Raw genomic sequence first — 12,818 nt, 5'->3', positions numbered from 1 at the left:
TCCTATTTAAAAAGTATTATTATACGACTCTGAAAAAATTGGTATATCACGAAACACTTCATGTTCAAAAATAGCCGCTGTTTCGGTCGCAAACATCGCACCCAACACAGAAGAAGGCTCACCATTCGACAGTTCATCAATGGTCGCTAAGAATTTTGTCGTCGGCACAAATTCTACACGCTGTCCCACATCACATCCGACTTTTTTCAGCGCGGCGCGATACATGACCGCATGACCACTTTCTTCAGCACAATTACGCAGTAACTCCTTGTTGACTGCGTCGGTATCAAAGCCAGCCGCTTTTTTTGCTGCATCAGTCAGAAACTGGACATTAGCGAACGAAAATTGATAATGTTCCATCATTAACCATTCTAAGGCTTCAGTGGAATATTGGCTGAGATCAGCCAAACGTGCCTTATTGGCATCAATAAAGACTTGATTATTTATATCAATAAGCGCAGCGACTTCCATATTGGCTGTATTTTCAACATTTGCTGACTGCATTACTAAGCTCCTTTAGTCTCTAGTGGGTGGTTTGTTTTCCACAGTCGTACTAGGCTTTGTTGACACTATCTACAGATAAGTTTTATTTTCAGCAAGTTATGAATTATACGCATAATTGATACCGTGCTATTTAAATCAAGTTAAGTTTGCACTTAAAATGAAATGTCAACAAAGCCTAGACAGTGTAAAGTTATACAACTTTCTCTATACCAACCAGCGGACTTTATCACAATCATTATTAATCGGGCAACAAAATAATCCCACCATTTTTGTAGCCCTATTTTTTATCAGCCATTCAATCGACATGAGCCATTATTGCCTGTTGATTACTGTTCTTACTCCACCGTCACCGATTTGGCCAAATTACGCGGTTGATCCACATCCGTGCCTTTAATTAAAGCCACATGATAAGCCAGTAATTGCAATGGAATGGTGTATAAAATGGGAGAAATTAATTCATCAATTTCTCCTAATTCCACTACGGTAATATAATCCGAAGCCTGCATAATGGCGCGGTGATTGGCAAAAATAAATAATTGTCCGCCTCGCGCATGAACTTCTTCTAAATTAGACTTTAACTTTTCTTGCAATGCATCATTAGGCGCAACCGCAATCACAGGCATATTGGCATCAACTAAGGCCAAAGGGCCATGTTTTAATTCCCCTGCGGGGTAGGCTTCGGCATGAATGTAAGAAATTTCTTTTAATTTTAACGCGCCTTCTTTCGCCACCGGGTAGTGAATGCCACGCCCTAAAAACAGCGCGTGATATTTATCCGCAAACCGTTCTGCTAAGTTTTTAATTGGCTGCTGCACTTTTCTCAATAGCATATCCACTGCATGGGGCAATTGTTCTAAACTGTGGACAATATCGCCTTCCATATCGGATTCTGAAATAGTGCCATTATGTTTGCCTAAAACCACGGTTAATAATAATAATGCAAGTAATTGTGTGGTAAAGGCTTTAGTCGAGGCCACGCCAATTTCAATACCCGCTCTGGTCATAAAACACATATCCGCAGTGCGTACTAAAGAGCTTTCTGGCACATTACAAATCGCTAAACTCGGGCCAAATCCCAAACGTTTGGCTTCTTGCAATGCGGCTAAAGTATCTGCGGTTTCTCCCGATTGAGAAATAGCGACCACTAACGCATTAGGATTGGCTAAAGGTTGACGATAACGAAATTCACTGGCTACTTCAACCGAACACGGTAATTTGGCCAAAGTTTCAATCCAATGTGACGCAATTAATCCCGCATGATAACTGGTGCCACAGGCAATAATTTGCACCGCGTAAATTTCGGCAAATAATCGCGCTTCCGAAGCTCCAAATATCCCTTCTAATACTCGTCCGTTATAAACCCGTCCGGCCAAAGTTTCTCGCAAGGCATGGGCTTGTTCAAAAATTTCTTTTTGCATGTAATGGCGAAAATGTCCGCGTTCCACCGCGTCGGCTTGGACATGGCTTAAATGCAATTCACGTTCTACTTTTTGTCCGCGAAAATCGTAAATAATAAAACTATCGCGTTGAATATGCGCAATGTCGCCTTCTTCTAAGAAAATCACTTGTTGCGTCACCGACACTAAAGCGGCCACATCAGAGGCAATAAAATGTTCCCCCACGCCCACCCCAATTACCAAAGGACTGCCACGCCGCGCCGCAAATAAAGTTCCCGGTATCAATGGGCTTAAAATCGCTACGGAATAACTGCCTTGTAACATTTTTAAACTATGATGAATCGCGGCTGTTAAATCGCCCATTTCTAACCAATTATCATGAATTAAATGTGCAATCACTTCCGTATCGGTTTCAGATTGAAAAATATGCCCTTTTTGCTGTAATGCTTGACGCAATATCTGGTGATTTTCAATAATTCCGTTATGCACCACAGCGACTTTATCTTTAGCAAAATGGGGATGGGCATTAACTTCTGAGGGTTTACCATGCGTGGACCAACGAGTATGCGCAATGCCAATAGGTGAATACATGGAATGTTGCTTTAACACTTGTTCTAATTGCCGCACTTTACCCGCCACTCGTTCGCGTCGTAATCCTTGTAAAGCTTGATCAATAATTGCCACGCCCACAGAATCATAACCCCGATATTCCAAACGCTTTAAACCTTCTAATAAAATCGGCACCACATCTCGTTCAGCCACTGCACCAATAATTCCACACATAATTTTTTCCTATTTTTTCCTTAAAAGTAAGGTATTAAACGATTCAATTTAAACCCAAATTAACCACATAAAAACCTTGAGCGATCTATTTTCTCTATAGCTTATCGTAAAAGCAAGTGCGACTGGTTTAATTTTCTTTGGTCAAGGGGCGGGATAGAGTGCTGTGGATGACGGGGATAAATTAAAGTTATTCTAATAATAAATTTAATTTTCTTTAAAAAACAAGTGATTATTAAAAACCGCTCATAAAATTTACCCTACTGATCTGCACGACATCGGCATTTCACAGTACAATAGACAGCCGCACAGACTAGAAAAACGGCAACCGGATAACCACATCCGTTTAACCCTGAGCCTGTTCAATAGATTAACTTATTGTAACTCAACGGAATTCAAACAAAAACCCGTTCAACTCTCACTGGAGGATTTATGCCAGATTCGCACATCAAATATCCCACCACTGGCCAAAAAATCACCGTCAAAGACGGCCAAATGATCGTCCCTGACGATCCCATCTTAGGTTATGTCGAAGGAGACGGCATTGGGCCTGACATTACTCGCGCTTGTTTGCGCGTGTGGGATGCCGCCGTCAAACAAGCCTACGGCGGCAAACGCAAAATCCATTGGGTAGAATTGTTTATGGGAGAAAAAGCCGCCGAAAAATACGACGGCAACTATTTCCCCAGCGAAACCCTCGAAGCCATGAAAGACGTTTTAGTGTCGATCAAAGGCCCCTTAACCACCCCCGTCGGCGGTGGCTTTCGCTCGCTTAACGTGGCCTTACGTCAAGAATTAGACTTGTATGCTTGCGTGCGTCCTGTGCGTTACTACGAAGGCGTACCTTCTCCCTTACGCGAACCGCATTTAATTGACGTGGTCATTTTCCGTGAAAATACCGAAGACGTTTATGCCGGTATTGAATACCAATCGGGTTCTCCAGAAATGCGCAAATTAGAAAAATTTTTGCGCGAAGAATTAAAAGCCCGTTTCTTTGATGACAGCGGCTTAGGCGTTAAACCCATTAGCCCGTTTTGCACCAAACGATTGGTGCGCAAAGCGATCCAATTCGCCATTGATAATAAACGCGAAAGTGTCACCTTAGTTCACAAAGGCAACATTATGAAATTCACCGAAGGGGCATTTCGTAATTGGGGCTATGAAGTGGCGCGGGAAGAGTTCGGTGACTACACCATCACCGAAGAAGAATTGTACAGCAAATACGGCGGCAAACAACCCGAAGGTAAAATTGTCATTAAAGACCGTATTGCCGACATTATTTTCCAACTCATGCTGTTGCGTCCCAACGAATTTGACGTATTAGCCACCATGAACTTGAATGGTGACTATTTGTCAGATGCGATTGCGGCAGAAGTCGGCGGAGTCGGCATTGCCCCCGGCGCGAATATTGGCGATCACGTCGCCGTATTTGAAGCCACCCACGGCACCGCACCCAAATACGCCAATCAAGATAAAGTGAATCCGGGATCGTTACTGTTCAGCGGTGTCAATATGCTTGAGTACATTGGGTGGAAAGAAGCGGCCGATTTGATCAGCGCGGCTTATCCCAAAGTGGTACAACGTAAAGTGGTCACTTACGATTTTGCGCGCCAAATGGAGGGTGCAACAGAAGTATCCACCAGCGGTTTTGCCGATGCCTTGATCAAACAAATCGAAGGCTTAGATGATGCCGAAGCCATCCGCCGCGAACGCGAAAAAGCCATCGAAACCGAACGCCGCGAACGCGAAGCCTTACGCGTACAAAGTCCTGTAGAGCAGATGATTGAAACCGGTCGCACGCCACACACCGTAGGCGAAATCATGGCATTAAGTTTAGTCACGGTTCGTCCCGATGTCACCGTAGAACAAGCCATGCACGTCATGCGCAACAACCGCATCAGTAGCGTATTGGTGCAACCCGACGAAAAAGGCGATTGGTCAATCATGACGCAAAAAGACGTGTTGATTAAACTCATTCACGCCAACCGTTCGCCATCTAGCGTCAAAGTCAATCAAATCGCCAGCAAGCCATTGGCCACAGTTCCCGTAGATTTATCCTTACACGAATGCGTCACCGTGATGAAAGAGCGGAATATTCGTCGTTTAGTGGTAGAAAAAGACGGCGTGCCTATTGGTATTGTCAGTGACACAGACATTTTCCGCACAGTGGAAAAATTCGGCTGGTCAACGGGCGAATAAGCGCGGTTTTATCTAATCTGATATAACCTAAAAAAATAGAGACACACAGCGCGTGTGTCTCTATTTTCATTTTTTCTCCAACCACGCCAAAAGTGCATCTGCGGCCACTTGCCAACGATTTTCTAACATCATGGCATGAGCCATATTATCGAAAATGTGACAATCCGCATGATAAGTGCGGGCAATAAAACGCATCACCGACGGCGGAAAAAAAGCATCTTTCTCCGCGCCTAAAACCAGCATATTTAACCGCGGCCGCGGCCAACGCATCGGCAAATCTAAACCCATTAAATCCCATTGAATGCGCACTGATTCACCTTGTAAATGGGAAAAATAATGATCTAATTTTTCACGCGGCATATCCTCAGAAAATAAAGCCCGTCGCATCGTATCCTGTGTGGCGAATAAAGGACTGACCCATTGCATCAAGGCTAATTGCTGCAATAACAACGGCTCTCGCCCTGCCATATAAAACAGAGAACAACTTAATCCGGTTGGTGGTACTGAATTCATTAATACAGCGGCTAATGCGGGATATTGTTGTAAATATTTCTGTACCACCATTCCGCCCATAGAATGCCCAATTAAAACAGGTAATTGTCCCAATTGTGCGATGGTAGAAACAACATCTTCGACATAATCCGCTAAACTCGCCGACCACAACGTGCCTTCACTGCGGCCATGCCCGCGTAAACTCACCGCATAAGCCGGATAACCCTGTGCAGCACAATAAGGCAAAAAATACTCTTCCCAACACCACGCCCCAGAAAATGCCCCATGAATAAATAACAAGGGAGGATTATTTTTTTTATTCGTTTTGGGTAAATGGCGCAGTAATTCTAATTTTATCGTCATGTTATTATTCTCTTTTTAGCTTCTTTTTAAGAACAGTTTATCTAATGGTTTTATGGGTGTAATATAGCAAAATAAAGTCATTTATAAAATGTGATTAAGCTAAAATTAACGGGGCATCACTGCGGTGTCAATGCGAACTAAAAGTAATTCAATTTTATTGCGTTCTGTGCTTTTTCAAGAGGCAGAAAACGTGGAAAAATGTTAATATGAAGGGCAAAAAAAGTGTAGAACTGAAATCATTAGGGAGTTTATTGAATGGCTGAAAATCAACATTGTCGTCTGCTCATTTTAGGATCGGGGCCTGCGGGTTATACTGCGGCGATTTATGCGGCGCGTGCCAATTTAAATCCTGTATTAATTACGGGTTTAGAACAAGGCGGCCAATTGACCACCACCACCGAAGTCGATAATTGGCCAGCGGATCATGCAGGCGTGCAAGGGCCTGAATTAATGGAACGTTTTCGCCAACATGCCGAACGATTCGAGACTAAAATTGTGCTTGATCACATTAATAAGGTCAATTTGCAACAACGTCCTTTTCAACTGACCGGGGACACAGGCACTTACACCTGTGATGCCTTGATCATTGCTACGGGGGCGACGGCGCGTTATTTAGGACTGCCTTCAGAGACGGCATTTAAAGGCAAAGGCGTATCCGCTTGTGCCACTTGCGACGGCTTTTTCTATCGCAATCAAAAAGTTGCGGTTATCGGCGGTGGAAATACAGCAGTAGAGGAAGCCTTATATTTAAGTAATATTGCCGCGCATGTCACGGTCGTGCATCGTCGGGATAAATTCCGTTGTGAGAAAATTCTGGCCAATCAGTTGTTGGAAAAACAAGCCGAAGGCAAAGTGACTATTGTTTGGGATCATGTGTTAGATGAAGTTTTAGGCGATAAAAGCGGCGTGACGGGTTTACGTTTACGCCATGTCAACAGTGAAGCCACGCAAGAAATCAGTGTTCACGGGGTGTTTATCGCCATTGGTCACAAACCGAATACAGACTTATTTGTCGATCAATTAGAGATGACTAATGGTTACATTACCGTGAAAAGTGGCATACAAAGTAACGCCACTGCCACCAGTATCGAAGGCGTTTTTGCCGCAGGCGATGTGGCGGATCAAGTGTATCGTCAAGCGGTGACTTCGGCGGGAACAGGTTGTATGGCGGCGTTGGATGCCGAAAAATATTTAGAGCGTTTGGGATTGGCATAATACCCTGTGACCTGATCTCAGTTTATTAGACCTCAACTTGTTACATTCTACCGCTTCTTATCGGTGATAAGCGCGGTAGAAAAACCAGAATTCTATAGGATTCATCGTGTTATCCATTCCGCTCACCTTATTGTTAAAACCCATAGAACAGCAATTAAACCGCGCCATTGCCGCGCATTCGGCCAAAAAAAATACGCTGGCGGCCTTAAATGGACACGTTTTTGCCATTGAATTGACGGGCTTATTTCAAACCCTTTATTTGTCGGTAGACAATAACGAGTTACAACTAAGTTTACATTGTGAACGGGAAGTGGATACAAAATTGCGCTCCGCGCCTTTTACGCTATTACACTATGCCCAGCAAAAAGACATTCCCATTGGTCGAGAAACCGATTTATATATAGAAGGAAATGTCGCGGCTTTACAAAAATTAATGTTAATTTTCAAACAATTAGATTTTGATGGGGAAGAATTCTGTGCGCAGTGGTTTGGTGATACTGTAGCGCGGAGACTGGGTTATTTGTGGCGTGAACTCGCCCGTTACCAGCAAGCACGTTGGCAAGAGGGCGAACGTGCCATTGCCGATCTGTTACAAGAAGAAACAAAAACTCTGCCCGCTGATGCGGAAATGTTGGCTTTTTTTGAAGATGTCGATTTATTGCGTGATGATGTCGCTCGTTTAGAACGGCGAATTCATCATTTATCTTATACCTTAATGAAAAAATAAAGTTTATGTTATTGTTCCGTCGATTGTGGCGATTATTAACCATTTATCGTGTTGTGATTCGTTATGGTTTAGACGAATTATTGTTAAGCAGCGAACGACTGCGTGCGGTTAAATTATTGCTTTATCTCACTCCCGGTTATTGGCTGCGTGATCCGCATTTATCCCGCGGAGCGAGATTGCGTTTAAGTTTGGAAGATTTGGGGCCGATTTTTATTAAATTCGGCCAAATTTTATCGACGCGCCGCGATTTATTGCCGGATGATATTGCTTTAGAATTGGCTAAATTACAGGATCATGTTAAGCCGTTTTGTGGGCAAGAAGCGCGGCAAATCGTCGAACAAGCCTACGGCAAAGATTTAAACGAATTATTTGCCGAATTTGACACAAATCCTATTGCTTCGGCATCGATTGCGCAGGTTCATGCGGCGCGGTTGCACGATGGGCGTGCGGTGGTGATTAAAGTATTGCGCCCGAATATTGCGCGACAAATTAAACGCGATATTGAATTGCTTTATTTAATTGCTGAATTAATTAATCGCTATTGGTCAGACGGTAAACGTTTGCGTACTTTAGAAGTGGTGCGCGAATTTGAAAAGAATTTAATGGATGAATTGGATTTACTGCGCGAAGCGTCTAACTGCACTTTATTGCGTCGTAATTTTCAACATTCTAAGCAGCTTTATATTCCTGAAATTGAATGGCATTATACCCAAGCGCATGTCTTAATGATGGAGCGAATTTATGGCATTCCAATCAGTGATTTTAAAACCATGCGTGAAGCGGGTGTTAATTTTAAATATTTAGCAGAAATTGGCGTGGAAATTTTCTTTACCCAAGTGTTTCGTGATAATTTTTTCCATGCGGATATGCACCCCGGCAATATTTTCGTCGATATTCGTGATCCGAATTATCCTTCTTATATTGCGGTTGACTTTGGCATTATGGGAACATTAAGTGATGAAGATCAGCATTATTTAGCGGCTAATTTTCTGGCTTTTTTCCAACGCGATTATCGACGAGTGGCAGAGTTACATTTACGCTCCGAATGGGTCCCCGCAGGGACGCGAGTAGAAGAATTTGAAGCGGCCATTCGCAGTGTGTGTGAGCCGATGTTTGATCGGCCATTAAAAGAAATTTCTTTCGGTTTAGTCTTGTTGCGTTTATTTCAAACGGCACGCCGTTTTAATATGGAAATTCAACCGCAATTGGTCTTATTACAAAAAACTTTGTTGAATATCGAAGGCTTAGGACGGCAATTATATCCTGATTTAGATTTGTGGCAGACCGCTAAACCTTATTTAGAGCGTTGGATGGATGAACGGATCGGGCTGCGTGCCTTTATGCGCAATATAGAGCAGCAATTGCCGATTTGGGCAGAGAAATTACCCGAATTACCGATGTTAGTCCATGAGGCTTTATCCGAACGTCAGCAACAACAGCATCAATTAAAACAATTACGACAAGAAATGCAGCATTTACGCCGCGATTTAAAACAACAACATGAACGCGCTACTTTAGCCACCATTGGCAGTGCGTTATTAATCTGTGCCAGCATTATTTTAGCCTTAGAAACGCGCTTAGTTTGGAATTTACCCGCATTGGGAACTTTATTGGGTCTCATTGGGGCTATTTTGTTGGTGATTGCATGGTTAAGTTAGCTTAATTCAATGCCTCATTATCCCACTTCATTCTTTCACTCAACGGATTGACTTTGCTATGGCCATTAAAGTTGCACTGAATCATTACACCCGCTATTCTTATGACCGTTTAATTTCCATGTCACCTCACGTGGTTCGATTGCGGCCTGCTGTGCATAGTCGCACGCCTATTTTGGCTTATTCTTTAAAAATTAAGCCTGAAAAACATTTTATTAATTGGTTTCAAGACCCTTTCGGTAATTTTCTTGCCCGCATTGTTTTCCCTGAAAAAACCAAAGAATTTTCTGTTGAAGTCGATTTAATTGCCGATATGGTGGTGATTAATCCTTTTGATTTCTTTTTAGAAGATTATGCGGAAAATTATCCTTTTACTTATGAGGAAACATTAGCCAAAGAATTAACGCCTTATTTAGAAATCACTGAACGAGGCGAGCGTTTAATGGCTTGGGTGGCCGGCGTGGATCGGAAAAAACAGCGCACGGTTGATTTTTTAGTGGCGATTAACCAACGTTTACAACAAGATATTGCTTATGGTATTCGTATGGAGCCGGGCGTGCAAACGGGTGAGGAAACGTTGACGCGGGCAAAAGGTTCTTGTCGGGATTCGGCGTGGTTATTGGTGCAAATTTTACGGCATTTGGGTTTAGCGGCGCGGTTTGTGTCGGGTTATTTGGTGCAATTGACTGCGGATGTGAAGTCATTAGACGGTCCTTCGGGGCCGGAACAAGATTTTACTGATTTACACGCTTGGACTGAAGTGTACGTTCCCGGTGCGGGCTGGATCGGTTTAGACCCCACATCGGGCTTATTTGCGGGCGAAGGACATATTCCATTGGCTTGTACGCCAAATCCGTCTAGTGCGGCTCCGATTACGGGCGCGATTGATGAGTGTAAAACAGAATTTTATTTTCACAATGAAGTTACGCGTATTCACGAAGACCCTCGCGTCACCAAGCCTTATTCTGAAGAACAATGGCAGGCTATCAATGCCTTAGGCCATAAAGTCGATGCCGAATTGATCGCCAACGGGGTGCGTTTAACCATGGGCGGTGAACCCACTTTTGTGTCGATTGACAATATGGACGGCGCAGAATGGAATACCGCAGCACTGGGGCCGACTAAACGCACGCTTGCCGCTAATTTATTGAAAAGATTGCGAAAACGTTTTGGGCCAGGGGCTTCGTTACATTATGGACAAGGCAAATGGTATCCCGGTGAACCGATTCCGCGTTGGGCGTTGGGTTGTTTTTGGCGTAAAGATGGGGTAGCGGTGTGGCGTGATGATCGCTGGCTCGCCGACGACAGCCGTCCTACGCAATTTGATGCCACGGATGCCCAGCGGTTTGTGACTCGCTTGGCGCAACGTTTGGGTTTAAAAGGCGATTACTGCATTCCTGCTTACGAAGATAATCTGTATTATTTGTGGAAAGAAGGGCAAACGCCCGTCAATCTCGATCCCAAACGCGCTAATTTGAAAGACGATTTAGAGCGTAAACGTTTGGCACGAGTACTCAGTTATGGTTTAGACAATCCCGTAGGCTATGTGTTACCGCTACGTTGGCAGTATAACATGACAGGCGGCGGCCAATGGCACAGTGCGCCGTGGCGATTACGACGTGAACAGTTGTATCTAGTACCGGGCGATTCGCCTATGGGTTTACGTTTACCTTTAGAATCATTGCCTTGGGTCGATGTGGATAAACGGGAAATTCAAGTTGAGCGCAGTTTATTTGAAGAATTACAACCGTTGCAAGATATTCACGGAGAAGTCGCACAACGTTTTGCACAATATTACGAATCGCCTCCCACCGCGCATAGTATTCATGAACAGACCGAAATGGCTGACGATGATCGTTTTATTAAAACGGAGAAAATCACGCGAGAAGAAACTTTTTACACCGATGTGCCGCACACGGCCTTATGTGTACAAGCGCGAGAGGGTTTTTTACACGTCTTTTTGCCCCCGTTGACGCATTTAGAACATTATTTAGATTTGGTATCGAGTATTGAAGCAACGGCCGCTGATTTAAAAATGCCTTTATTTTTAGAAGGTTACGAGCCACCGATTGATCCGCGAATGCAACGTTTGTTAGTGACTCCTGATCCCGGTGTGATTGAAGTCAACATTCACCCCGCGCACAGTTGGGACGAATTGGTGAATAATACGTTTACTTTATACGAAGAAGCGCATTACAGCCGTTTGGGAACAGAAAAGTTTATGCAGGACGGACGACATACCGGAACAGGCGGCGGTAATCATGTCACTTTGGGCGGAGCAACACCGGCCGAAAGTCCTATGTTACGCCGCCCCGATCTGTTGCGTAGTATGATTACTTATTGGCAGCATCACCCTAGCTTGTCTTACTTGTTCTCTGGCTTGTTTATTGGCCCAACCAGTCAAGCTCCACGGGTCGATGAGGCGCGTAATGAAAGTTTGTACGAATTAGAAATTGCTTTTCAACGGATGCCTAGCGGTGAAGTGGCTGCGCCGTGGTTGGTGGATCGGCTGTTACGGCATTTGTTGGTGGATTTGACGGGAAATACACATCGTGCGGAGTTCTGTATCGATAAATTGTATTCTCCAGACAGTGCCACAGGTCGCTTGGGTTTGTTAGAAATGCGGGCGTTTGAAATGCCACCTCATGCGCGTATGAGCTTGATGCAAATGCTGTTATTGCGCACCTTATTGATGCGGTTTTGGAAAAAACCGTATGCCTTGCCTTTGGTGCGTTGGGGAACTGAGCTACATGATCGCTTTATGTTGCCGCATTACGTGCGCGAAGACATTAAAGATGTCATTAGCGATTTGCAGCGCGAAGGTTACGAATTCCAATTGGATTGGTTAGACCCATTTTTTGAATTCCGTTTTCCGCATTACGGCAGTGTGCAGGTGGGTAATATCAATTTAGAATTGCGTATGGCAATTGAACCGTGGCATGTTTTAGGAGAGGAAGCGACGGGCGGCGGCACGGCACGTTATGTGGATTCTTCTGTAGAACGTTTACAGGTCAAAGTGACGGGTTTAACCGACAGCCGTTATGTCATCGCGTGCAACGGGCGACGGATTCCTTTGCATAATACTGGTCGCAAAGATGAATACATTTGTGGCGTACGTTATCGAGCGTGGCAGCCACCATCTGCATTACATCCTACGATTCCCGTGCATGTTCCTTTAGTCTTCGACATTATCGATTCATGGACAGGGCGCGCCATTGGGGGGTGTACTTATCACGTTTCACACCCCGGCGGACGCAGTTATGATGATTTTCCCGTCAATGCCTACGCTGCGGAATCTCGACGCATTACCCGTTTTCAAGCCTTTGGCCACACACCGGGACCGGTCAAAGCTCCGGCTTGGTTTCAAGGTTTATCAGGCTTTTATCCACAAGGTCACGGCATCGGCCCGATGGATTTACCCCCCGAAGAGCCTAATCGAGAATACCCTTATACCTTAGATTTGCGACGGGAACGGGATTAATTCGT

At 44.3% G+C, this 12,818-nt stretch carries 8 protein-coding genes; 5 read left to right on the top strand and 3 right to left on the bottom strand.

Annotated features, from left to right (window positions below; all coding sequences use genetic code 11):
- Window positions 1-6 precede the first annotated feature (6 nt).
- Window positions 7-504 (bottom strand): hypothetical protein, encoded by a 498-nt coding sequence (locus tag TPSD3_RS14335; protein WP_086489227.1) that lies wholly within the window; start codon window positions 502-504, stop codon window positions 7-9.
- 335 nt (window positions 505-839) lie between these two features.
- Window positions 840-2,684, bottom strand: coding sequence for a glutamine--fructose-6-phosphate transaminase (isomerizing) (gene glmS, locus TPSD3_RS14330; protein ID WP_086489226.1), 1,845 nt, complete (start codon window positions 2,682-2,684; stop codon window positions 840-842).
- A gap of 429 nt (window positions 2,685-3,113) precedes the next feature.
- Between glmS and icd the strand changes: the two genes are divergently transcribed.
- Window positions 3,114-4,880, top strand: coding sequence for an isocitrate dehydrogenase (NADP(+)) (icd, locus tag TPSD3_RS14325; protein WP_086489225.1), 1,767 nt, complete (start codon window positions 3,114-3,116; stop codon window positions 4,878-4,880).
- A 66-nt stretch (window positions 4,881-4,946) separates the two neighbouring features.
- Here icd and TPSD3_RS14320 read toward each other — a convergent pair whose 3' ends face one another.
- Window positions 4,947-5,735, bottom strand: coding sequence for an alpha/beta hydrolase (locus TPSD3_RS14320; RefSeq protein ID WP_086489224.1), 789 nt, complete (start codon window positions 5,733-5,735; stop codon window positions 4,947-4,949).
- 255 nt (window positions 5,736-5,990) lie between these two features.
- On the opposite strand from TPSD3_RS14320, the gene trxB reads away from it, so the two are divergent.
- The 4 genes from trxB (at window position 5,991) to TPSD3_RS14300 (ending at window position 12,813) form a co-directional block, all read left to right on the top strand.
- Window positions 5,991-6,950 (top strand): thioredoxin-disulfide reductase, encoded by a 960-nt coding sequence (trxB, locus tag TPSD3_RS14315; protein WP_086489223.1) that lies wholly within the window; start codon window positions 5,991-5,993, stop codon window positions 6,948-6,950.
- 106 nt (window positions 6,951-7,056) lie between these two features.
- Window positions 7,057-7,677 carry a ubiquinone biosynthesis accessory factor UbiJ gene (locus tag TPSD3_RS14310; RefSeq protein ID WP_176329888.1) on the top strand — a complete coding sequence of 207 codons (621 nt, stop codon included), beginning with the start codon at window positions 7,057-7,059 and terminating at the stop codon, window positions 7,675-7,677.
- 5 nt (window positions 7,678-7,682) lie between these two features.
- Window positions 7,683-9,335, top strand: a complete 1,653-nt coding sequence (ubiB, locus tag TPSD3_RS14305) for a ubiquinone biosynthesis regulatory protein kinase UbiB (protein WP_086489221.1) — start codon at window positions 7,683-7,685, stop codon at window positions 9,333-9,335.
- Between the two features lie 58 nt (window positions 9,336-9,393).
- Complete coding sequence (locus tag TPSD3_RS14300) at window positions 9,394-12,813, top strand: transglutaminase family protein (protein ID WP_086489220.1); 3,420 nt, start codon at window positions 9,394-9,396, stop codon at window positions 12,811-12,813.
- The last annotated feature ends 5 nt before the right edge of the window (window positions 12,814-12,818 follow it).

This window comes from Thioflexithrix psekupsensis, from assembly GCF_002149925.1.
Taxonomy (GTDB): Bacteria; Pseudomonadota; Gammaproteobacteria; order Beggiatoales; family Beggiatoaceae; genus Thioflexithrix; species Thioflexithrix psekupsensis.
The sequence above is the reverse complement of the archived record's forward strand: the minus strand, read 5'-3'. Positions and strand labels throughout refer to the sequence as shown.

Bases quoted from the DNA above. Each gene is read 5' to 3' on its own strand.
- TPSD3_RS14335 (WP_086489227.1), bottom strand. From the start codon at position 504: ATGCAGTCAGCAAATGTTGAAAATACAGCCAATATGGAAGTCGCTGCG.
- glmS (WP_086489226.1), bottom strand. From the start codon at position 2,684: ATGTGTGGAATTATTGGTGCAGTGGCTGAACGAGATGTGGTGCCGATT.
- icd (WP_086489225.1), top strand. From the start codon at position 3,114: ATGCCAGATTCGCACATCAAATATCCCACCACTGGCCAAAAAATCACC.
- TPSD3_RS14320 (WP_086489224.1), bottom strand. From the start codon at position 5,735: ATGACGATAAAATTAGAATTACTGCGCCATTTACCCAAAACGAATAAA.
- trxB (WP_086489223.1), top strand. From the start codon at position 5,991: ATGGCTGAAAATCAACATTGTCGTCTGCTCATTTTAGGATCGGGGCCT.
- ubiB (WP_086489221.1), top strand. From the start codon at position 7,683: ATGTTATTGTTCCGTCGATTGTGGCGATTATTAACCATTTATCGTGTT.
- TPSD3_RS14300 (WP_086489220.1), top strand. From the start codon at position 9,394: ATGGCCATTAAAGTTGCACTGAATCATTACACCCGCTATTCTTATGAC.